A 22,113-nucleotide genomic window follows, 5' to 3' on the forward strand; every position below is an offset into this window, starting at 1 on the left:
CCTCTGATGTCCGACTACCAACACCGAGCGCGCAAGCGATTCGGTCAGAATTTTCTTCACGACGCCGGCGTCATCCACCGAATTCAGCGCGCCATTCATGCCCGCCCGGGCGAGCGCATCGTGGAGATCGGGCCCGGCCAGGGCGCATTGACCGAAGGGATATTGGACAGCGGCGCCCACCTGGACGTCGTTGAGCTTGACCTGGACCTGATCCCAATCCTCCAGCAGAAGTTCGCTGACCGCGCCAACTTCTCGCTCAACCAAGGGGACGCCCTGAAGTTCGACTTCGGCCAGCTGACTCACGACCCGCGCAGCCTGCGGATCGTTGGCAACCTGCCCTATAACATTTCCACGCCCTTGATTTTCCATCTGCTGGACCACGCCAGCCTGATCCGCGACATGCACTTCATGCTGCAAAAGGAAGTGGTCGAGCGATTGGCGGCCGAGCCGGGCGGTGGGGATTGGGGGCGTCTGTCGATAATGGTGCAGTATCACTGTCGGGTCGAGCACCTGTTCAATGTCGGGCCAGGCGCATTCAACCCCGCGCCGAAAGTCGATTCGGCGATCGTCCGGCTGGTACCACACGAGGAGCTGCCACATCCCGCTCAGGACCCTCGTCAGCTGGAAATCGTTGTCCGCCAGGCCTTCAATCAGCGCCGCAAGACACTGCGCAATACGCTGAAAGGCCTGTTGGATGCTGACGCCATCGCTGCAGCGAACGTGGACGGCAGTCTACGACCGGAACAGCTGGACCTTGCCGCGTTCGTACGCTTATCAGACCAGCTTTGCGCGCGTGTCTGAACAAACCCTGCGATCAGGAGCCTCCATGTCCAACGACCGTTACCAGATCGAAGTCAGCGCCATCCCGGAATACGTGGCCGCGCAGTCCCAGCCGGAACAAAACCGCTATGCCTTTGCCTACACCATAACCATAGAGAACAAAGGCCAGCTCACCGCGCAGCTGCTCTCACGTCATTGGATCATCACTGATGGAGACGGGCAGGTGCAGGAAGTCCGCGGCGCTGGCGTCGTTGGCGAGCAGCCGGTCATCGCGCCCGGCCAACGCCATGTCTACACCAGCGGCACGCTGATGGCCTCTCGCGTCGGCACCATGCAGGGCAGCTACCAAATGCTGGCCGAGGATGGCCACCGATTCGATGCAGAGATCGCGCCGTTCCGGCTGGCCGTACCCGGAGCCTTGCATTGACTACCTATGCAGTAGGCGACCTCCAAGGTTGCCTCGAGCCACTCATATGCCTGCTCGAACAGGTGGATTTCAGCCCATCGCGCGACTGCCTGTGGCTGGCTGGCGACCTGGTCAACCGTGGCCCGCAGTCGTTGGAAGCGTTGCGCTATGTGCGCGACCTGGGCAGTGCGGGCGTGACGGTGCTGGGCAATCATGACCTGCATTTGCTCGCCGTCGCCCACAACGTGGAGCGGATGAAAAAGAACGACACCCTGCAGGCCATCCTCGACGCCGACGACCGGGATGACCTGATCGACTGGCTACGCCAGCAGAAACTCGTCCACCATGACGCTAGCCGTGAGACCACCATGGTCCACGCCGGCATTCCACCGCAATGGACGTTGGCCAAAGCCTTGCGCCGCGCAGCTGAAGTCGAGCATGTATTGCGCGATGACGCGATGCTGCTGCCCTTTCTCGATGGCATGTATGGCAACCAGCCCGCGAAGTGGGACAAGGAATTGACCGGTATCCCTCGCCTGCGCGTGATCACCAACTATTTCACCCGCATGCGCTTCTGCAAGGCCGACGGTACTCTCGACCTCGAAGCCAAAGAGGGTCTCGAGAGCGCGCCGGAAGGCTACGCGCCATGGTTCAGCCATTCAAACCGCAAGATGCGCGGCTGCCGAATCGTCTTCGGCCACTGGGCCGCACTCGAAGGCCGCTGCGATGAACCTAACGTCTATGCACTGGACACTGGCTGCGTCTGGGGCAACAACATGACGCTGATGAACCTGGACAGCGGCGAACTTCACCACTGCGATTGCGAGCCCAAGCCATGACCGATTTCAAACGCATCTCCCCTGAACAGGCACAGACGCTGCGCGAACATGGCGGTGTGTTCGTCGATATTCGCGATTCGCACAGCTACGCCATCGGGCACATCGCGGGTTCGGCCCACCTCGACAATCATTCGCTACCGGACTTCATCGCCAGCGCCGACCTGGACCAGCCGCTGATTGTGACCTGCTATCACGGCCACTCCAGCCAGAGCGCCGCAGCCTACCTAGCCAACCAAGGCTTCTCCGATGTCTATAGCCTTGATGGCGGTTTCGAGCTCTGGCGCCAGACCTATCCGGATCAGATCGAATCCAGCGACCCCACCTAAATATTTTTCTCTCGCAACGCCGCGCAATACGTGGCGTTCACTCTCCTCCCGACGAAACGCAGCGGTTATCACGCCTGCTTTCCCTTGAATTTGCTGAATCCGAACTATCCTTCAGTTCAGGCCATCCAAACAGATGGAAGCCGATTTCGGCTTGAGGCCTCAGGTTTCGACCATCAGGTGTTCGGGGGAACTCCAAAGGCCGATAGTCGGCCGGTACCTGAATGCCTGATGACAACACCGGCTCCGAGCATCGTCCGAGGTGAAGTCAATGAGCATTTTCAGCCATTTCCAGCAACGATTCGAAGCAACCCGCCAGGAAGAGTATTCGCTCCAGGAATACCTCGATCTGTGCAAGGAAGACCGGGGCACTTACGCAACCGCAGCCGAACGCCTGTTGATGGCCATCGGTGAGCCACAACTGATCGATACCTCGACTGACTCGAGACTGTCGCGCATCTTTTCGAACAAGGTAATCCGGCGCTACCCGGCGTTCGAAGATTTCCACGGCATGGAAGAGTGCATCGACCAGATCGTGTCTTACTTCCGCCATGCTGCGCAGGGACTGGAAGAGAAGAAGCAGATCCTCTACCTCCTGGGCCCAGTGGGCGGCGGCAAGTCCTCCTTGGCCGAGAAGCTCAAGCAGTTAATGGAGAAGGTGCCCTTCTACGCAATCAAAGGCTCACCAGTGTTCGAATCGCCCCTCGGCCTGTTCAACCCCGCCGAGGACGCGGACATCCTCGAGGAGGACTACGGCATCCCGCGCCGCTACCTCACCTCGATCATGTCGCCTTGGGCGACCAAACGCCTGCAGGAGTTCGGCGGCGACATCAGTCAGTTCCGCGTGGTCAAACTTTACCCGTCCATCCTCAACCAAATCGCCGTGGCCAAGACCGAGCCGGGCGATGAGAACAACCAGGATATTTCCGCGCTGGTTGGCAAGGTGGATATTCGCAAGCTCGAGGAATACCCGCAAAACGACGCCGACGCCTACAGCTACTCGGGTGCGCTGTGCCGGGCCAACCAAGGCCTGATGGAGTTCGTCGAGATGTTCAAGGCGCCCATCAAGGTCTTGCACCCATTGCTGACGGCTACCCAGGAGGGTAACTACAACAGCACCGAAGGCCTCGGCGCGATTCCCTACAGCGGGATCCTGCTGGCGCATTCCAACGAGTCGGAGTGGCATAGCTTCCGCAACAACAAAAACAACGAGGCGTTCATCGACCGCATCTACATCGTCAAGGTGCCCTACTGCCTGCGTGTGTCGGATGAAATAAAGATCTACGACAAGCTGCTCATCAACAGCTCGCTGGCCAAGGCCCATTGCGCACCGGACACGCTGAAGATGCTCGCGCAATTCTCTGTCCTGAGCCGCCTCAAGGAGCCAGATAACTCCAATATCTACTCCAAGATGCGCGTCTACGACGGCGAGAACTTGAAGGACACCGATCCGAAGGCCAAGTCGATCCAGGAATACCGCGACGCCGCCGGCGTCGACGAGGGCATGAACGGGCTCTCGACCCGCTTCGCCTTCAAGATCCTGTCGAAGGTGTTCAACTTCGATCCGCACGAGGTGGCCGCCAACCCGGTGCATCTGCTCTACGTGCTGGAGCAGCAGATCGAGCAGGAACAGTTTCCGGCCGAAGTGCGCGAGCGCTACCTGCGCTTCATCAAGGAATACTTGGCGCCGCGCTACGTCGACTTCATCGGCAAGGAAATCCAGACCGCCTACCTCGAGTCTTACAGCGAGTACGGCCAAAACATCTTCGACCGCTACGTGCTCTATGCGGACTTCTGGATCCAGGATCAGGAATACCGCGACCCGGAAACCGGAGAAATCCTCAACCGTGCGGCACTCAACGAAGAGCTGGAAAAGATCGAGAAACCCGCCGGCATCAGTAATCCCAAGGATTTCCGCAACGAGATCGTCAACTTCGTGCTGCGAGCCCGTGCCAACAACAACGGCAAGAATCCGTCTTGGCTCAGCTACGAAAAACTGCGGGTGGTGATCGAGAAGAAAATGTTCTCGAACACGGAGGATCTGCTGCCAGTCATCAGCTTCAACGCCAAGGCCAGCAAGGAGGATCAGAAGAAGCACAACGACTTCGTGGTACGGATGGTCGAGCGCGGCTACACCGAAAAGCAGGTTCGGCTGCTGTCGGAGTGGTATCTGCGGGTACGTAAATCCCAATAAGCCGCTAAGCCGCCCAAGGCTAGAGGCTGGAGGCTGGACGAAAAGCCAAGATATTCGTCCAGCTTCCAGCATTCAGCCTCAGCCCGGAGGGCTCGTATGAGTTACGTGATCGACCGCCGTCTGAACGGCAAGAACAAGAGCACGGTCAATCGCCAGCGCTTTCTGCAGCGATACCGTGGGCACATCAAAAAGGCGGTGGAAGAGGCCGTCGGCCGCCGCTCTATCACCGACATGGAGCATGGCGAGCAAATCAGCATTCCCGGTCGGGACATCGACGAACCCATCCTTCATCACGGGCGCGGCGGCCGACAGACCATCGTCCATCCAGGCAATAAGGAATTCATCGCCGGCGAGCGCATCCCTCGCCCACAGGGCGGCGGTGGCGGCCAGGGTTCGGGCCAGGCCAGCAATAGCGGCGAAGGCATGGACGACTTCGTATTCCAGATCACCCAGGAAGAGTTCCTCGACTTCATGTTCGAGGATCTCGAACTGCCCAACTTGGTCAAGCGGCACCTGGCCGGGACGGATACCTTCAAGACTGTGCGTGCCGGCATCAGCAATGAAGGCAACCCTTCGCGCATCAACATCATCCGCACGCTGCGCTCGGCCCATGCTCGCCGCATCGCCCTGTCAGGCAGCAGCCGGGCCAAGCTTCGCGAAGTCAAAGCGGAATTGGCTCGCCTGAAGCTGGAGGAACCGGCAAATTTCACCGACATCCAGGCCGCCGAGGAAGAGATCGCACGGCTGAGTGCGCGCATTCACCGCGTGCCTTTCCTCGACACCTTCGATTTGAAATACAACCTCTTGGTCAAGCACCCCAACCCCAGCTCGAAGGCGGTGATGTTCTGCTTGATGGACGTCTCGGGCTCCATGACGCAGGCGACCAAGGACATCGCCAAACGCTTCTTCATCCTGTTGTACCTGTTCCTCAAGCGGAACTACGACAAGATCGAAGTGGTGTTCATCCGCCACCACACCAGCGCCAAGGAAGTCGACGAAGAGGAGTTCTTCTACTCGCGCGAAACCGGCGGCACCATCGTCTCCAGCGCGCTGAAGATGATGCAGGAGATCATGGCCGAGCGTTACCCGGTCAACGAATGGAACATCTATGCGGCCCAGGCTTCGGACGGCGACAACTGGAACGATGATTCGCCGATCTGTCGGGACATCCTGATCAACCAGATCATGCCGTTCGTCCAATACTTCACTTACGTCGAAATTACGCCTCGTGAGCATCAGGCCTTGTGGTACGAATACAACCAGGTCGCCGAAGCCTTTGGTGATTCGTTCGCCCAGCAGCAACTGGTGACCGCCGGCGACATCTATCCGGTGTTTCGCGAACTCTTCCAGCGGCGCATGGCCAGCTGAGGTAAGCATCATGAAACGACAGCCCATCTCCACCGGCTCGGAATGGACCTTCGACCTGATCCGCACCTACGACCGTGAAATCGGCCGCATCGCCGAGCGCTACGCCCTAGACACCTACCCCAACCAGATCGAAGTGATCACGGCCGAACAGATGATGGACGCCTACGCTTCGGTCGGCATGCCGCTGGGCTATCACCACTGGTCGTACGGCAAGCATTTCCTGAGCACCGAAAAGTCCTACACGCGCGGGCAGATGGGCCTGGCCTACGAAATCGTGATCAACTCCGACCCCTGCATCGCCTATCTGATGGAAGAAAACACCATCACCATGCAGGCGCTGGTCATCGCCCACGCCAGCTACGGGCACAACAGCTTCTTCAAGGGCAACTACCTGTTTCGCACCTGGACGGACGCCAGCTCGATCATCGACTATCTGGTTTTTGCCAAGCAGTACATCACCCAATGCGAGGAGCGCCACGGCATCGATGCGGTGGAAGACCTGCTCGACTCCTGCCACGCCCTGATGAACTACGGCGTCGACCGCTACAAGCGGCCCTATCCCATTTCCGCTGAGGAGGAACGGCGCCGGCAGAAGGAGCGCGAGGAGCATCTGCAAAAGCAGATCAACGACTTGTGGCGCACCATCCCTCGGTTTGGCGAGAAGGAGGACGAACACCACGCCGATCATCGCTTCCCGGCTGAACCGCAGGAAAACATCCTGTATTTCATCGAGAAGCACGCTCCGCTACTCGAACCCTGGCAGCGGGAAATCGTGCGGATCGTCCGCAAGATTGCGCAGTACTTCTACCCTCAGCGCCAGACCCAAGTCATGAACGAAGGGTGGGCGACCTTCTGGCACTACACCCTGCTTAACGACCTTTACGACGAAGGCTTGGTCACCGACGGCTTCATGATGGAGTTTCTCCAGTCGCACACGAGCGTCATTTACCAGCCCGGCTTCGACAGCCCTTACTACAGCGGAATTAACCCCTACACCCTCGGATTCGCGATGTACCAGGACATCCGGAGGATCTGCGAGAACCCCACCGAGGAAGACAAACGCTGGTTCCCCGACATTGCTGGTAGCGACTGGCTGACCACCGTCAAATTCGCCATGAACAACTTCAAGGACGAGAGCTTCATCCTGCAGTTCCTCTCGCCGAAGGTGATCCGCGACCTCAAGTTGTTCAGCATTCTGGACGACGACCGCAAGGACGAGCTGCTCGTTCCGGCAATCCATGATGAAGGCGGCTACCACACCATTCGCGAATTGCTTGCGGCGCAGTACAACCTTGGCAACCGAGAACCCAACGTGCAGGTCTGGAGTGTGGACCGGCGCGGTGATCGCTCCCTCACGCTGCGCCACCAACAGCACGATCGCAAGCCGCTTGGCAGCTCGACGGACGAGGTGCTCAAGCACCTGCACCGGCTCTGGGGCTTTGACGTCCACCTGCAATCGATGCAGGACGACAAGGTCGTCACGACCCACCACATGCCGCCCCGGGCGGACGCCGAGCCTGAAGGTCGATTCGCCGGCATGAGCCTGACGCTGCCTCCGATCTGACGCCTCGCGCCGCCGGGTCGGCAGGCTCGGTGGCGGTTCGCGTTCCCAGCACCATCGTTTATCCTCCGCGCCAACGGAGGAAGGCATGCAAATCTACAAAGTAGGCGGCGCGGTTCGCGATAGGTTGCTGGGGCGCCCGGTCACCGAAGTCGACTGGGTAGTGGTCGGCTCCAGCGCAGAGGAAATGCAGGCGCAGGGCTTTCGCCCGGTTGGTGCGGACTTTCCGGTGTTTCTGCACCCACGTACCGGCGAGGAGTACGCGCTGGCCCGCACCGAACGCAAGAGTGGCCGCGGGTATGGTGGCTTCACGTTCTTCGCCAGCCCGGAGGTAACGCTGGAAGAGGACCTGACCCGTCGCGACCTGACCATCAACGCCATGGCCGAAGATGACCACGGACAGGTGATCGATCCCTACGGTGGGCAGGCCGATCTTGAAGCACGACTGCTCCGCCACGTTTCCCCGGCTTTCGCTGAAGATCCATTACGGGTTCTTCGGGTGGCGCGTTTCGCCGCGCGCTATGCCGAGCTGGGCTTTCGGGTGGCGCCGGACACGCTTGTTCTTATGCGGCGACTGGCTCACTCAGGCGAACTGCAGGCATTGACGCCCGAGCGCAGCTGGAAAGAAATCGCCCGCGCGCTGATGGAGCCGCGTCCTGATGTCTTCGTTCAAGTCCTGCGTGACTGCCATGCCCTGAGCGAACTTTTCCCGGCACTGGACGCACTGCTGGAACATGCTCCGAGCGACGTCGCGCCCGGGTTGCTCGCGACGCTCCGCCTGTGCGCCGTGCAAGATCAGCCGCTTGCAGTCCGCTGGGCTTGCCTGCTTCACCCGCTCGGCGACAACTCCCTCGCTGGGGATCCGATGGAGGCCATCGACGCCCTCAACCATCGATTCAAGGCTCCACGCGATTGCCAGGAGCTGTCACAGCTGGTCGGGCAATTTCAGCCAGCGGCGCGGATAGCGACGGAGCTGGAACCTCAAGCGTTGTTCGACCTGCTCCAACACTTCGACATTTACCGCCGCCCAGAGCGTTTCGAACAATTCCTTGCGGCTTGCGACATGATCGCCCGCGGCCGCTTCGGCTTGACCGACGGGAATCCGGGTACCGCCTACCTGTACGCAGCCGCCGAAGCCGCACGGGGCGTCCAGGTCAAACCACTGATAGAAAGGGGTTTGACCGGCGCCGCATTAGGCGAAGCGCTCAAACACGCGCGGCTCGAAGCCATCGAGATTTTTCACGCAAGCTGCAGCGCTGGCGATGCCAGTCGCGCCTAGACGGCCAGCGGAGGCGGATAAGCGTCGAGTAACGCGGCCGGCGTCAGCTCGGTGCCGCCCCACTGAAACTGCACGGGCCAAAGCAACTGATCGATACCTGCCAGCTGCCACAGCTCGGTAAAGGTCTGCCCTGACCGGGGGTCACGTCCCTCTGGCTCCAGCAACGCCAGTGGCCAGAGCACGAACGCGTTCTTCAGGATTTCCGGGCGGGGCAACTCCAGCCCATGGAAATTGCCGATCTGCTCACCGTAGAGCAGCACGTCGATGTCCAGCGGCAGGCCCTTGCGCTCAGGCGCGTAGCGGCCGTTGTCGGCCTCGATGAATTTCAGCCGCCGATCCAGTTCCATCAATGGCAACGTCGTGCGACCTGATACCACCAGGTTGAAGAAGTTCTCGCCCTTGTACCCCACCGCCAAGCTTTCGAACACCGGCGAACATCGCATTTCCACGAGCAAGCCGGCGAGCGCATCCAGCCCTGCATTGAGGTTGTGCTCGCGACGGGCATTGCTGCCCAGGCCGAGCAGCACGGGGATCAGCGGCATCCGCGTTCGATCTCCACACCCAGCGCCGACGCGCGCGCATTCACGCCCGGCTTGGTGACCCGCAGGCGCAGCCAGGGGATGCCGAACTCGCTCATCAGCGTAGCCGCGAGGCGTTCGGCAAAGGTCTCGACCAACTCGAAGCGAGACGACTCGGCGAATCGGTCGATCGCTTGGGTAACGGCTGCATAGTCGAGCGCCTTGTCCAGATCATCGCCGGCGGCGGCGGGACGAATATCCCACCCCAGTGTCAGATCCAGACGCAGGCACTGTCGAATGCCGCGCTCCCAGTCATACGCGCCGATCAGCGTATCCACTTCCAGCCCTTCGATGAAAACCCTATCCACGCCACTCTCTCCCGCCGCACGACAAGGCATCGCGCTGCCGCTAGACTCTAGGGCTCGCTGCCCCGGATGGATGCCATGTTCTGGCAACTGACGCTGTTCGCCTACCTGCTCGGCTCGCTGTCGTTCGCCATTGTACTCAGTCGTCTGACCGGTGCGCCCGATCCACGCGCCAGCGGCTCGGGCAACCCCGGCGCCACCAACATGCTGCGACTGGCGGGCAAGCGGATGGCCATCGCCACCCTGATCGGGGACATCATCAAGGGGCTGCTGCCGATACTGCTGGCCCGGTCACTGGGCTTGTCAGTCGCAGAGCAGGCCTGGATCGCCCTGGCGGCGGTGGTTGGACATCTTTATCCACTGTTCTTTCACTTTCGCGGTGGCAAAGGCGTCGCTACAGCTGCTGGCACCCTGCTGGGCCTCTACTCTCCCGCCGCGCTGTTGGCGATTGGCGCCTGGCTGCTGACCATTCGCGTGACCCGTACCAGCTCGGTCGCCGCCCTTGTCGCGATGCCACTATGCCTCCCGTTGCTGGCGTGGCGACAGCCGGACGCGCTCATGCCGATAGCGTTGCTGTCATGCCTGATCGTCTGGCGGCACCGCAGCAATCTGCGTGACCTCCATGCCGGGCGCGAACGGCACTTCTAGAAAACACCCGTCAAATCGCGGCTAGCGTCTCCATTGGCCAGCGTGCCTGGACAGCAATCTGCGGCCCGTCCTGTTGGCCGGCCAGCAACCGCTGGCAACCGGCATAAGCGATCATGGCGCCGTTGTCGGTACAGAAACGGGGCCGTGCGTAGAACACCTGCCCGTTCAGTTCACCGAGCATCTGTTCCAGGCTTTCGCGCAGCGACTGATTGGCACTGACCCCGCCAGCGATGACCAGGCGCTTAAGGCCGGTCTGCTGAAGCGCACGTCGGCACTTGATGGTCAGGGTATCCACCACCGCTTGCTGGAATGCGAGCGCAATGTCGCAGCGGGTCTGCTCGCCGTCATCGCCGGCGCTGCGGCATTGCTGCCAGGTCGTCAGCGTAGAGGTCTTCAGCCCGCTGAAGCTGAAATCAAGGCCTGGGCGGTCGGTCATGGGCCGGGGGAAGACAAAACGGTCCGGCGTCCCACGCTGGGCTAGCGCGGCGATCTCAGGCCCGCCTGGATAGCGGAGCCCCATCAGCTTGGCGGTCTTGTCGAACGCCTCGCCCGCCGCATCGTCGATGGACTCCCCCAGCAACTCGTACTGGCCAATGCCATCTACCCGGACCAATTGGGTATGGCCACCCGAGACCAACAACGCGACGAACGGAAAGGCAGGCGGCTGTGCTTCTAGCATCGGCGCCAGCAGGTGCCCTTCCATGTGATGGACACCCACCGCTGGAATACCCCAGGCGAAGGCCATCGCCTGAGCACAGGAAGCGCCAACCAGCAGTGCGCCGACCAGGCCCGGTCCAGCGGTATAGGCAATGGCGTCGACGTGGCTCGCGTCGCGCTTGGCCTCTTCGAGCACTTGGCTGATCAGCGGCAGCATGCGCTTGACGTGATCACGCGAGGCCAGCTCTGGCACCACACCGCCGTATACGCGATGAAGGTCGATCTGGCTGAACAGCGCATCGGCGAGCAGCCCCTGCTCGCTGTCAAAGAGCGCGACACCGGTCTCGTCGCAGGACGTTTCAAGCCCTAGAACCAGCATGGGCACAACCTATTTATGGAAACAAAAGAAGCCGCGCATCATAATCGCCGCGGCCCGCGACCGACCAGCGCTTTTCGATCGGGGGGCTTTGCAATCCCGGCAGCAAGGCGTTAACATCCGCAACCCTTAAAACCAGCGTGCTCGCGGATTTGCCGAAGCGCGTTGTAACCGGTAAACAAGTGAAGGTACGTCCTGGATGCCCAACGTTAAAGTCAAAGAGAACGAACCATTCGACGTAGCCCTGCGTCGCTTCAAGCGTTCTTGCGAAAAAGCCGGTGTACTGGCTGAAGTTCGCAGCCGTGAGTTCTACGAGAAGCCTACTGCCGAGCGCAAGCGTAAAGCCGCTGCCGCAGTTAAGCGTCACGCCAAGAAAGTCCAGCGCGAGCAGCGCCGTAGCGTTCGCCTGTACTGATCTCGTACAGCTGAAGCTGCATCAAGCCCGGCGTTTGCCGGGCTTTGCATTTTAGATGAACTCCGCTTCGCCGACCGGCGAATGGTCGGAGTTTTTTTCATTCCGGCCCGAACATCGCGAGCGTATTGTCATACCCCTATGGCCGGCCTGATTCCCCAATCCTTCATTGACGACTTGCTCAATCGCTCCGACATCGTCGAAGTGGTGAGCTCGCGCGTCCAGCTGAAAAAGTCCGGCAAGAACTACACGGCGTGCTGCCCTTTTCACCAGGAAAAGACGCCCTCCTTCAGCGTCAGCCCGGACAAGCAGTTCTATTACTGCTTCGGTTGTGGCGCGGGCGGCAACGCGCTCGGCTTCATCATGGACCACGACAAGCTGGATTTCCCCCAGGCCGTCGAGGACTTGGCCAAGCGCGCCGGCATGGAGGTGCCTCGCGAGGAAAGCGGCCCGGGGCGTAAACCCCGCCAACCGGTCGACTCGCCGCTCTACCCGCTACTGGAGGCGGCTGCCGAATACTACCGGCAGGCTCTCAAGAGCCACCCGGCCCGCAAGGCCGCGGTCGAGTACCTCAAGGGGCGCGGATTGTCCGGCATCATCGCGCGCGATTTCGGGCTCGGCTTCGCCCCGCCCGGCTGGGACAACCTGATGAAACACCTGGGCGGCGACAGCCTTCAACAAAAGGCGATGATCGACGCCGGCCTCTTGATCGAAAACGCGGAAACCGGCCGCAGCTATGACCGCTTCCGCGACAGGGTGATGTTTCCGATTCGCGATAGCCGCGGTCGTGTAATCGCCTTCGGCGGGCGCGTCCTGGGGGACGACAAACCCAAATACCTGAACTCTCCGGAGACGCCCGTCTTCCACAAGGGCCAGGAACTCTATGGCCTGTACGAGGCGCGCAAAGCGAATCGCGACCTCGATGAAATCATGGTCGTCGAAGGCTACATGGACGTGATCGCCCTGGCCCAACAAGGCCTGCGCAACGCCGTCGCGACACTCGGCACCGCCACCAGCGACGAACACCTCAAGCGCCTGTTCCGCCTCGTGCCGAGCGTGCTGTTCTGCTTCGACGGCGACGGTGCGGGTCGCAAGGCAGCGTGGCGCGCGCTCGAAGCGGCGCTGCCGAATCTGCAGGATGGTCGCCGCGCCCGCTTCCTGTTCCTTCCTGAGGGTGAAGATCCTGACACCCTGGTACGCGCCGAAGGCACCGATGCCTTTCTTGCACGCATCCAGCAGCAAGCCCAACCGCTGGCAGATTATTTCTTCCAGCAATTGAGCGAGGAAGCGGACCCACGCTCGCTCGAGGGCAAGGCCCACCTGGCCACCCTCGCCGCACCGCTCATCGAAAAGATTCCCGGCAATAACCTTCGCGCCTTGATGCGTAAGCGCCTCAGCGAAATCACCGGCCTCCAAGGTGAAGCCTTACAACAACTGCCGAACCCCGCACCCAGCACGACGACAGAATTCGACGACAGCGCGTATTACGACACCAGCTCAGCCTATGACGATTCCGGCTTCTATGCGCCAGCGGAGCCCACACAGAAGCGAGGCAGTAAGAAAGAGTGGAAAAAGGACTGGAAAAAGCCGGGCCAGCGTCCAGACTTTGCCCCACGCGCAGCTCGAAAGCCCGCTACGGTCGAACCGCCGACGCTAACCACATTGCGCACCCTGCTTCACCATCCCGAGCTTGCGCAAAAGGTAGAAGACGTCAGCCATTTCGCCGCGGAAGACGACACCTATGCCCAGCTACTCGTCGCGCTGCTCGGCACGCTGCAGAAGAATCCTAAGCTGCGCAGCCTGCAGCTGATTGCTCGCTGGCATGGAACCGATCAAGGGCGTCTTTTACGCGCCCTGGCAGAGAAAGAATGGCTGATATCGGCCGATAACCTTGAACAGCAGTTTTTCGACACCATTAACACCCTAGCCGCCCGACAACGCGAGCGCAGCCTCGAAATACTGCTGCGCAAAGCGCGCCAGGGTGAACTCAGCGCGGAGGAGAAAGACCAGCTACGCAACCTGCTGAGCCGCGGCTCGGCAACCGCTATATCGACCTCAACTGGCGCGTGAGGTCCTTGCTCAGCTATAATGCTCAGCTTGTTTTCAGCCCGCCAGAACCGTCAGTGGATAGGGTTATATGTCCGGAAAAGCGCAACAGCAGTCTCGTCTCAAAGAATTGATCCAGCGTGGTCGTGAGCAGGGGTACCTGACTTACGCCGAGGTCAATGACCACCTACCGGAGGATATTTCCGATCCGGAACAGGTGGAAGACATCATTCGCATGATCAACGACATGGGTATCAATGTATTCGAGGTTGCCCCGGATGCCGATGCCCTGTTGCTGGCCGAAGCCGATACCGATGAAGCCGCCGCTGAGGAAGCCGCCGCGGCCCTGGCCGCCGTCGAGACCGATATCGGCCGCACCACCGACCCAGTGCGCATGTACATGCGTGAAATGGGCACCGTGGAGCTGCTGACCCGTGAAGGCGAAATCGAGATCGCCAAACGCATCGAGGAAGGCATCCGTGAAGTCATGGGCGCTATTGCCCACTTCCCAGGCACCGTCGACAGCATCCTTGCCGACTACGACCGCGTTACCAGCGAAGGCGGCCGGCTGTCGGACATTCTCAGCGGTTACATCGACCCTGACGATGACGGCGCTGCCGCACCACAGGAAGTTGAGCCGGTTACGCCGCAGACCTCCTCTGCCAAATCGTCCGACGATGAAAAGGACGACGAGGACGAGGACGACTCCGACAGCGAAGAGGAAGAAGGCGATGGCGGTCCGGACCCGGAAGTCGCTCGCGTCCGCTTCGGCGCGGTTGCCGAACAGCTCGAAGCCGCCAAGACTGCGCTGAAGAAGCATGGCCGTGGCAGCCCACAGGCCAACGACGCCTTGCTGGAGCTGGCAACGCTGTTCATGCCGATCAAGCTCATTCCCAAGCAGTACGATGCGCTGGTCGAACGGGTACGCGACGCTCTTGCCCAAGTGCGCGCCCAGGAACGCGCCATCATGCAGATCTGCGTGCGTGACGCCCGCATGCCGCGTGCCGACTTCCTGCGTCAGTTTCCGAACAACGAGACAGACCTAGGCTGGGCTGACCAGCTCGCCAACGGCAAGGCCAAGTACGCCGACGCCATCGCTGCCCGTAAAGACGATATCCAACGCTGCCAGGAAAAGCTGCTCGCTCTGGAGGAAAGTTGCGCGCTGACCATTGCTGACATCAAAGACATCAACCGTCGTATGTCGATCGGTGAGGCCAAAGCTCGCCGCGCGAAGAAAGAGATGGTCGAGGCTAACCTGCGCCTGGTTATCTCCATCGCCAAGAAGTACACCAATCGCGGCCTGCAATTCCTCGATCTGATCCAGGAAGGCAACATTGGCCTCATGAAGGCGGTGGACAAGTTCGAATACCGCCGCGGCTACAAGTTCTCGACCTACGCCACCTGGTGGATTCGCCAGGCGATTACTCGCTCCATTGCCGACCAAGCGCGGACCATCCGCATCCCGGTCCACATGATCGAGACGATCAACAAGCTCAACCGTATTTCCCGTCAGATGCTGCAGGAAATGGGTCGTGAACCGACGCCGGAAGAGCTGGGCGAACGCATGGAAATGCCTGAGGACAAGATCCGCAAGGTATTGAAGATCGCCAAAGAGCCGATCTCCATGGAAACACCGATCGGTGACGACGAAGATTCGCACCTGGGCGACTTCATCGAAGACTCTGCCATGCAGTCGCCGATCGACGTCGCCACCGTGGAGAGCCTCAAGGAAGCGACTCGCGAAGTCCTCTCCGGCCTCACCGCACGTGAAGCCAAGGTACTGCGCATGCGCTTCGGCATCGACATGAATACCGACCACACCCTCGAGGAAGTCGGCAAACAATTCGATGTCACTCGTGAGCGAATCCGTCAGATAGAGGCCAAGGCACTGCGCAAGCTGCGCCATCCGACGCGAAGCGAGCATCTGCGCTCCTTCCTCGACGAGTAAACGGCGTCGGCATCAAAGAAACCCCGGCTCTGGCCGGGGTTTCTTTGTTTATATGCCCAGAACACGCCCTCGTCTGTTGGCGCTCCCTCCCCTCGCCGGTATAATCCGCCGGCCTTCTGGGGGCCTATAGCTCAGTTGGTTAGAGCAGAGGACTCATAATCCTTTGGTCCACGGTTCGAGTCCGTGTGGGCCCACCAATAAAGTTAAGGACTTAGGCCAGCTTTCGAGCTGGCCTTTTCTTTTCTGGTCCGAAAATATTTTTACGGGTACTGCTTTCTTGGCCAAGCTTAGGGACGTCGGCGAGCAAGGCGAAACCATAATGCGGGGCTAATCGGTCAGATCCCGGAGAAATGGCATCGTGGCCTGCCGCGACTACTACCCGCTCTGCCAGATGCCTAAAGGAGACAGTGATCATTGCCACAATTTAGCGAAGGCGACAAAAGCTGGGCGGGACGACACGCGTAGGATTCGCGTACGAAAACAGGGAGCAACACCATGAGCGGAAAACCGGCGGCTCGCCAAACTGACCCCATCTCTTGCCCAGTGCCTGGCCATGGCACAAACCCCATCGCAACGGGTTCCCCGGACGTCTTGTTCGATAACCTGCCGGCCGCACGGATGAGCGATACGTCAGCCTGTGGCAGCCCAATAGTGGGCGCTGTAGCAAGCACAGTACTGATCAACGGCCTGCCGGCTGCGACACTTGGAAGTACGGGTGGCCATGGGAGTTTGATCATCGGCGGCTCCGGCAGCGTGATCATCGGTGACAGCCCAGTAGCCGCCCCCTTCACAGCACCAAGCCCGTCAGTGCTAAATGCAACCCCGGTTGCGACAGCGGCAGTGCCAACGAGGCAGTCTTCTGCCGCCCCTCTTGCGGCCCAACCGGCAAAGCCCGCCGGCAGCATTACGCGGCCTGCGTCGGCGACTGATCGATCGGCAGCTGCCGAAAAGATCCTTGACGACTTCGAGTGCTCAATTTCTAACCGTCGCGTCTTCAACGACTCCGAACATCCAATGGGTACAGCCAGTGACCCGTTCGAGAAGAGCAAGGTCATAGAGCAGCTACGAGTACGCCTGGCGAGATCCCAAGGGCAGTATGTGTCGACTCAGGAAAGAATCACCCCTCAGCCGAACCAGCAAGAGACCAGCCTGTGCGGGCCTGCAGCTTTCTTCTACGCGCTGCTGAAGGATCGCCCTGATCTTTATGCCCAAGCGATCATCGATCTATGGGAAACGGGGGAAACCACAATCGGGCAGCTACACATCAAGCCCAGCTACGACTGCCGGAATCCGAAGAACTTCAGCGACACGGCGGCAGGAGACCGGATATCCGCGATTGACTGGATCTCGCTGGCCAGTCTTCGAGACAGCGAGAACGCCCTGCTCGATTACGACTCCCCTAGCGACCAGGTATCAGGGATTACTCTTCCCAGCAAAGTAGAGTCATGGTTTATCAAGGCTGGCGCCACCGTTGTCTTCGATAACATCCAGTTCAGGGGGCACATCAACCAGGAGAAGCTCCTAGAGTTGCTCAGCTACCTGAGCCCTCAGCACCATGTCACTTCGCTAGTTTGCGCCTCGATGGTGGAGGGCGGCGCAGGGGTCGGAAAGAATCACTGGATAGTTTGGGAAGAAGCACCGCAGACCCAAAACGGCGAAATCAATCAGACCACCGCGCCCGAGGATAAAATCGTCGACTCTCAGATGTTTTCTTGGGGCTACGTTTCGCACCAGATTACGCGCAGCTACACGCTTGGTCAGCTCGTCAAAGACATATACGGCGGGGCCGTATTCAGCAAAATCCCATGAGAGAGAAAAGCGCCTCATATGCTACGGAAAGCACTTTGCGTCATCGGCTTAACGCTTCAGCTGGCGGGATGTGAAGCAGTCATGTCCGGTGGCATGGTCGGCAGCTGCGCCATGCGGCCTGAACCGACTCTGCTGCCGGAGGCCTTACCAACCGCCAAAGTCGGGGTCCCGTACAGCGTGCAGCTCAGCGTGACCAATACTTCCTCACCAGTTCACGGCATCTATGCAAGTGACGCCTACCCCTTGCCCGGCGGACTGAGGATCGATCACCAAGACCGCGAACCGAGTGGATTCATCAGCGGCACTCCGATTAAAGCTGGCGCTTATGAAGTGCACATATCCGCCGGCACCTACGGCACCCAGTGCGCCGGCCTTAGGGCACGCCGCGTCTACACGCTCAAAGTTACGGAATAACGGCCCCAGTGCGGCAGCCAAGACGTGGAGCACGTCTACAAATAAATCGACGAATAGTAAAACCCATGAATAACCTCCGACGCACTTTTCTCATAGGCCTGGCCGTTCTGCCACTGGTCACCGTGGGACTTTATTCTGCCGTTACCCGAATAGACCCCAACCCGAAGCATGCCGTGGGCGAGCAGCTCGACGAGCTAAACGGCGTAGCGATTTACTACAACGGCGGGGTCAATACAGTGCAGGGCCGCAACCTGACTCAGGACGGATACAACCTTGGCCTCCGTTACCAATGCGTCGAATTCGTCAAACGCTACTACTTCGAGCGCCACGGCCACCGCATGCCGGACAGCTACGGGCATGCCAAAGACTTCTTCGATCCACAGGTCAGCGACGGCGCACTGAATGCCAGGCGCGGCCTGTTGCAGTTCATCAACGGCAGCGCCGAGCCACCGCACGCCGACGATCTGCTGGTGTTCGCCCCCTCATTGCTCAACCGCTATGGGCACGTTGCGATCATTGCGAGCGTCGGTAGCGACACGCTGCAAATAGCCCAACAGAACCCAGGCCCCTTCGCCAGCACCAGGGAATCCATCCCCCTCGCCCACCGTGACGGCCGCTGGTACATCGAGAATGACCGGGTGCGGGGCTGGCTCCGGCTGCCTGCTGCGAATGAGCAAATCCCAACGCTCGATCAAAGCGTTGGGTTGATGCACTAGCCACGCAGTGTAGCGCGCCCGCAGGGGAGCAACAAATGACGAACTCGGACCCCTTACGGCGACCCTTTCGCCAAGGCAGAACCAAGTAAGGCTTTGGGCAGCCCTGTCGGATGAGACAACACCGTCGACTACTTCAGCATTGCCCGAAACCTTAAAGGCTATGAACGCTCAACCATTGAGACAGCCGTCTTTTTCGAAGCTGCACCCGCCTGCTTCTCGAACCTGCAAGCAGCAATTCCCTCCGTCTGGACAGCGTTCGACTCTGCCTGGCTCATAATCCTTCGGTCCACGGTTCAAGTCCGTGTGGGCCCACCCCCTTTAAAGCCGCAATGCGCGGCTTTCTTGTAACTGCCTGCAAAAAATGGAAAACCGTTTAGTCCAGCCTCTTGACGGTGCGCCTTTGCCTCCCGTGGTTTATTTCAAGATTCTCCTCATAAGTAACGCTTGTGCCGTGCAGGAACACGGACGGCAGGAACCTCGTAGCAAGCAAGCTAATGCCTCACGGGCGCAAATATTGTGCGGCCGACGTCCGGCTCGACCTGATCGACGTATTCAGTGGCGAGGCGGACAGCAGCACGGTTATCGAGGGTAGAAGTGGCCTGGTGACACTTGGCGACGACCATCCGCAATATCTGCTGGCGACGCCCATCACTGAATACCTTGGAGCGGTCATTGATACGCCTGCACAAGTGCCTTGATATTGGCTGGCGAACCTCCATTTTCAAACTTCGCTATCACGGAGCTTCGTCATGACCGCCCGCCTTATCCCCTGCGCCCATTGCGCGGGGCTCAACCGCATCCCTTCCGAGCGCCTTGGCGATGCGCCACGCTGCGGCCATTGCAAGTCCGCGGTGCTCAGCCACACGCCCCTCGCGCTGAGCCAGTCGAGCTTCGAACGGCAGGCTAAAGGCGACCTGCCATTGCTAGTGGATGTGTGGGCCAGCTGGTGCGGCCCGTGCCGTGCCTTCGCCCCGACATTCGAGCAGGCGGCCGCCCAACTCGTGGGTATCTGCCGGCTGGGCAAGCTTGACAGCGAAGCCAATCCGCAGCTGTCCGCGCGGCTTGGCATCCGCTCGATCCCTAGCCTGATCTTGTTCCGAGACGGTCGGGAGGTGGCGCGCCAGAGCGGAGCCATGCCGCTTCCTCAGCTACTGGCCTGGCTAAGGCAACAGGGCGTCGAGGTGCCAGCGCGCTGATTGAAGCGGCTGCGCTGCATCCGAACCGGCGCGACAGCTGCCTCCCCGTTCGGTTCCCGAATACCGCTACCTCTTATCAGGATATTTCAAGCAACGTTTGCCTCGGGTTGAACGCGATTGGATAATGCCCGCCACTTCCGGGGCGGATGTTCCACCGATAGTCGCTGTACAGGGACGTCGACACGCCAATAACAAAGGCTCAAGAAGAGCCGGTGAGTTCAAGCGTGATTCAATTCGATATCGATCAATGGCAGGCCTGGGCTCCAGGTCTGGCGAGCGTTGGCGACTGGACGATCTGGGCCAGGGAGCCCTATTGCGTCGAGCCCGGCGATCAGATGCCGGACGTTACCTTCCTCCCCGCCATGCAACGCCGCCGCCTCAGCCGCCTGGCTCGGATGGCTTTCACCGTGGCAACGCCGCTGGCTGAAGGCAAGCCCCCGCTCCCGCTGGTCTACGCCTCCCGCCACGGCGAAACGCCACGCACTTTTGCCATCCTCGACGACTTGGCCCGTGAAGAGCCGGTGTCGCCTACGCAGTTCAGCCTCTCGGTGCACAACGCCGTCATTGGCCTCTGGTCGATCCAGCGCGAAGACACCAGCGAAATGACCGCGTTGGCTGCCGAGGGCGACGGCCTCGAGCATGCCGTGCTCGAAGCCGCCCTGCTGCTCGCCGAGGGTGCGCCCGGCGTGCTGGTGGTAATCGCCGAGGACAAACCACCAGCCGCCTATGAGCCCTGGATCAGCGATGTGCCATTCCCTTACGCCTTGGGGCTGCTGCTCACGCCTGGCAATAGCTGGCGCCTGAGCCTGGAAACTGGTGATCCATCAGAGCACGCGCCCGGGCGATGGCCGCATGCACTCGAGCTGATCCGCGCGCTGGTCACTGGCCAGCCGCATCGCGAGCATCAATGGAAGGGACGCAGATGGAACTGGCAGCACACTCACTGACCCCGCGCCGCAGCGCGCCTTGGGCATGGCGCCTGATCGCTACCGCTTTGTCGTTCGCCCTGTTTGGCCTGGGTGGGCTGTGCCTGCGCCTGATCGTCTTCCCGCTGCTCTCGCTTCTGCCGGGCAACGCGTTGTTGCAGCGCCAGCGTGCGCGCCAAACGGTGAGTCGGCTGTTCTGGCTGTTCGTGCAGTTCATGTACCGCAGCGGCGTACTGACCTACGAGGTCGACGGCGCCGAGCGACTCGGCCGCCCCGGCCAACTGATCATCGCCAACCACCCGTCGCTGATCGACGTGGTAGTGCTGATCGGCCTGATCCGCGACGCCAATTGCGTGGTCAAGCAAAGCCTCTGGGACAATCCGTTCACGCGCGGCCCTATCCGTGCGGCGCAGTACATCAGCAACAACGGCAGCGCGGACATGCTCGACGAGGCGGCGCGGGCACTTCAGAAAGGCCAGACGCTGATCATCTTTCCCGAAGGCACCCGGACGACACCTGGGCAGGCGCCTCAATTTCACCGCGGTGCAGCCTCCATCGCACTGCGCGGGGCAACGCGGGTCACGCCTGTGGTAATCACCGTAACGCCGACCACGCTCACCAAGGCCGAGCCCTGGTATCGGATCCCGGCACGGCGCTTTCATATTCATCTGCGGGTCGGGCACGACATCGATCCGCAGACGTTCGCCGCCGGGGGGGCGGCGCCCATCGCTTCGCGGCGACTCAATGACCATCTGCACCAGCATTTCATAAAGGAGCTCGCACTCGATGAGCCAACTAACGCTTGAGATCAGGCAACTGATCATCGATGCCCTGGGTCTGGAAGACCTCACGCCGGACGACATCGCCGCCGACCAACCCCTGTTCGGCGAAGGCCTGGGCCTCGACTCGGTCGACGCCCTAGAGCTGGGGCTCGCGATCCAGAAACGCTTCGGCATCAAGATCGACGCGGACGCCAAGGACACCCGCACGCATTTCGCCAGCGTCGACAGCCTGGCCGCATACATCAACGCCAACCGTGCCGTCGCCTGAGGAGGAGCCCAACGTGAACAGCCGTGACGAGATCTTCCTGACCCTGCGCGACGCGCTGGTCGAACTCTTCGAACTGGAGCCCGGGCGCATCACCCTCGAGGCCAACCTTTACCAGGATCTGGAAATCGACAGCATCGACGCTGTCGACCTGATCGACCACATCAAGCGTCAGACGGGCAAGAAGATCGCTGCTGAGGAGTTCAAGTCCGTGCGCACTGTCGGTGACGTCGTCGACGCCGTGCACCGCATGGTCAATCCCGAGCTCGCCTGACGCCCCACCGA

The 22,113-nt window shown here is 60.6% G+C and carries 24 protein-coding genes, 1 tRNA gene and 1 pseudogene; 23 read left to right on the top strand and 3 right to left on the bottom strand.

The window, feature by feature from the left end; all coding sequences use genetic code 11:
- The first annotated feature begins 6 nt into the window (after positions 1-6).
- From rsmA to M1D78_RS18210, 8 genes are all read left to right on the top strand, one after another.
- The gene (rsmA, locus tag M1D78_RS18175) at positions 7-801 is read left to right on the top strand and encodes a 16S rRNA (adenine(1518)-N(6)/adenine(1519)-N(6))-dimethyltransferase RsmA (RefSeq protein ID WP_437421368.1); all 795 of its coding nucleotides are present in this window, start codon (positions 7-9) and stop codon (positions 799-801) included.
- Positions 802-826: 25 nt separating this feature from the next.
- Positions 827-1,207, top strand: a complete 381-nt coding sequence (apaG, locus tag M1D78_RS18180) for a Co2+/Mg2+ efflux protein ApaG (protein WP_437421369.1) — start codon at positions 827-829, stop codon at positions 1,205-1,207.
- Positions 1,204-2,025: a symmetrical bis(5'-nucleosyl)-tetraphosphatase gene (locus tag M1D78_RS18185; RefSeq protein ID WP_437421370.1), complete on the top strand. Its 822-nt coding sequence runs from the start codon at positions 1,204-1,206 to the stop codon at positions 2,023-2,025. The genes apaG and M1D78_RS18185 overlap by 4 nt, the downstream gene beginning before the upstream one ends.
- Positions 2,022-2,351, top strand: a complete 330-nt coding sequence (glpE, locus tag M1D78_RS18190) for a thiosulfate sulfurtransferase GlpE (protein ID WP_437421371.1) — start codon at positions 2,022-2,024, stop codon at positions 2,349-2,351. The genes M1D78_RS18185 and glpE overlap by 4 nt, the downstream gene beginning before the upstream one ends.
- Positions 2,352-2,619: 268 nt before the next feature.
- Entirely contained in the window at positions 2,620-4,542 is a 1,923-nt protein-coding gene (locus M1D78_RS18195; protein ID WP_437421372.1) for a PrkA family serine protein kinase, read from the top strand.
- Positions 4,543-4,638: 96 nt separating this feature from the next.
- A complete protein-coding gene (locus tag M1D78_RS18200) occupies positions 4,639-5,910 on the top strand; it encodes a YeaH/YhbH family protein (protein ID WP_437421373.1) in 1,272 nt (423 codons plus the stop codon).
- Positions 5,911-5,917: 7 nt separating this feature from the next.
- The gene (locus tag M1D78_RS18205) at positions 5,918-7,474 is read left to right on the top strand and encodes a SpoVR family protein (RefSeq protein WP_457933600.1); all 1,557 of its coding nucleotides are present in this window, start codon (positions 5,918-5,920) and stop codon (positions 7,472-7,474) included.
- 85 nt (positions 7,475-7,559) lie between these two features.
- Positions 7,560-8,750, top strand: a complete 1,191-nt coding sequence (locus M1D78_RS18210) for a multifunctional CCA addition/repair protein (protein ID WP_437421375.1) — start codon at positions 7,560-7,562, stop codon at positions 8,748-8,750.
- Here M1D78_RS18210 and folK read toward each other — a convergent pair.
- Together folK and folB are read right to left on the bottom strand one after the other, a co-directional pair.
- Positions 8,747-9,292: a 2-amino-4-hydroxy-6-hydroxymethyldihydropteridine diphosphokinase gene (gene folK, locus M1D78_RS18215; RefSeq protein WP_437421376.1), complete on the bottom strand. Its 546-nt coding sequence runs from the start codon at positions 9,290-9,292 to the stop codon at positions 8,747-8,749. The two genes, M1D78_RS18210 and folK, sit on opposite strands and share 4 nt — an antisense overlap.
- Complete coding sequence (gene folB / locus M1D78_RS18220) at positions 9,283-9,636, bottom strand: dihydroneopterin aldolase (protein ID WP_437421377.1); 354 nt, start codon at positions 9,634-9,636, stop codon at positions 9,283-9,285. Before folB ends, folK begins: the two co-directional genes overlap by 10 nt.
- 75 nt (positions 9,637-9,711) lie before the next feature.
- On the opposite strand from folB, the gene plsY reads away from it, so the two are divergent.
- Entirely contained in the window at positions 9,712-10,281 is a 570-nt protein-coding gene (gene plsY, locus M1D78_RS18225) for a glycerol-3-phosphate 1-O-acyltransferase PlsY (protein WP_437421378.1), read from the top strand.
- 10 nt (positions 10,282-10,291) lie between these two features.
- On the opposite strand, the gene tsaD is transcribed toward plsY, so the two are convergent.
- The gene (gene tsaD / locus M1D78_RS18230; RefSeq protein ID WP_437421379.1) at positions 10,292-11,317 is read right to left on the bottom strand and encodes a tRNA (adenosine(37)-N6)-threonylcarbamoyltransferase complex transferase subunit TsaD; all 1,026 of its coding nucleotides are present in this window, start codon (positions 11,315-11,317) and stop codon (positions 10,292-10,294) included.
- A 196-nt stretch (positions 11,318-11,513) separates the two neighbouring features.
- Here tsaD and rpsU point away from each other — a divergent pair, with 196 nt between their 5' ends.
- The 14 genes and pseudogenes from rpsU (at position 11,514) to M1D78_RS18300 (ending at position 22,102) form a co-directional block, all read left to right on the top strand.
- Positions 11,514-11,729 (top strand): 30S ribosomal protein S21, encoded by a 216-nt coding sequence (gene rpsU, locus M1D78_RS18235; RefSeq protein WP_003283508.1) that lies wholly within the window; start codon positions 11,514-11,516, stop codon positions 11,727-11,729.
- A 138-nt stretch (positions 11,730-11,867) separates the two neighbouring features.
- Positions 11,868-13,796, top strand: a complete 1,929-nt coding sequence (dnaG, locus tag M1D78_RS18240) for a DNA primase (RefSeq protein WP_437421380.1) — start codon at positions 11,868-11,870, stop codon at positions 13,794-13,796.
- 67 nt (positions 13,797-13,863) lie between these two features.
- On the top strand, positions 13,864-15,720 hold the full coding sequence (gene rpoD, locus M1D78_RS18245; RefSeq protein WP_437421381.1) for an RNA polymerase sigma factor RpoD: 1,857 nt from the start codon (positions 13,864-13,866) through the stop codon (positions 15,718-15,720).
- A gap of 120 nt (positions 15,721-15,840) precedes the next feature.
- Positions 15,841-15,917 (top strand) — tRNA-Ile (locus tag M1D78_RS18250).
- Positions 15,918-16,215: 298 nt separating this feature from the next.
- Positions 16,216-16,542 (top strand): annotated as a pseudogene (locus tag M1D78_RS18255) (PAAR domain-containing protein); the annotation flags it as partial.
- A 1,098-nt stretch (positions 16,543-17,640) separates the two neighbouring features.
- Positions 17,641-17,943, top strand: coding sequence for a putative Ig domain-containing protein (locus tag M1D78_RS18260; protein WP_437421970.1), 303 nt, complete (start codon positions 17,641-17,643; stop codon positions 17,941-17,943).
- Between the two features lie 65 nt (positions 17,944-18,008).
- On the top strand, positions 18,009-18,659 hold the full coding sequence (locus M1D78_RS18265; protein WP_437421382.1) for a CHAP domain-containing protein: 651 nt from the start codon (positions 18,009-18,011) through the stop codon (positions 18,657-18,659).
- A gap of 174 nt (positions 18,660-18,833) precedes the next feature.
- On the top strand, positions 18,834-19,007 hold the full coding sequence (locus M1D78_RS18270) for a hypothetical protein (protein WP_437421971.1): 174 nt from the start codon (positions 18,834-18,836) through the stop codon (positions 19,005-19,007).
- Positions 19,008-19,153: 146 nt separating this feature from the next.
- The gene (locus M1D78_RS18275; protein WP_437421383.1) at positions 19,154-19,357 is read left to right on the top strand and encodes a DUF4823 domain-containing protein; all 204 of its coding nucleotides are present in this window, start codon (positions 19,154-19,156) and stop codon (positions 19,355-19,357) included.
- Between the two features lie 51 nt (positions 19,358-19,408).
- Positions 19,409-19,855, top strand: a complete 447-nt coding sequence (gene trxC, locus M1D78_RS18280) for a thioredoxin TrxC (protein ID WP_437421384.1) — start codon at positions 19,409-19,411, stop codon at positions 19,853-19,855.
- Between the two features lie 224 nt (positions 19,856-20,079).
- Positions 20,080-20,802, top strand: a complete 723-nt coding sequence (locus tag M1D78_RS18285) for a beta-ketoacyl synthase chain length factor (RefSeq protein WP_437421385.1) — start codon at positions 20,080-20,082, stop codon at positions 20,800-20,802.
- Positions 20,778-21,587 (top strand): lysophospholipid acyltransferase family protein, encoded by an 810-nt coding sequence (locus M1D78_RS18290; protein WP_437421386.1) that lies wholly within the window; start codon positions 20,778-20,780, stop codon positions 21,585-21,587. The genes M1D78_RS18285 and M1D78_RS18290 overlap by 25 nt, the downstream gene beginning before the upstream one ends.
- A complete protein-coding gene (locus M1D78_RS18295) occupies positions 21,568-21,831 on the top strand; it encodes a phosphopantetheine-binding protein (protein ID WP_437421387.1) in 264 nt (87 codons plus the stop codon). Before M1D78_RS18290 ends, M1D78_RS18295 begins: the two co-directional genes overlap by 20 nt.
- Before the next feature lie 13 nt (positions 21,832-21,844).
- The gene (locus M1D78_RS18300) at positions 21,845-22,102 is read left to right on the top strand and encodes an acyl carrier protein (protein ID WP_437421388.1); all 258 of its coding nucleotides are present in this window, start codon (positions 21,845-21,847) and stop codon (positions 22,100-22,102) included.
- The last annotated feature ends 11 nt before the right edge of the window (positions 22,103-22,113 follow it).

Source organism: Pseudomonas sp. SA195, assembly GCF_054131565.1.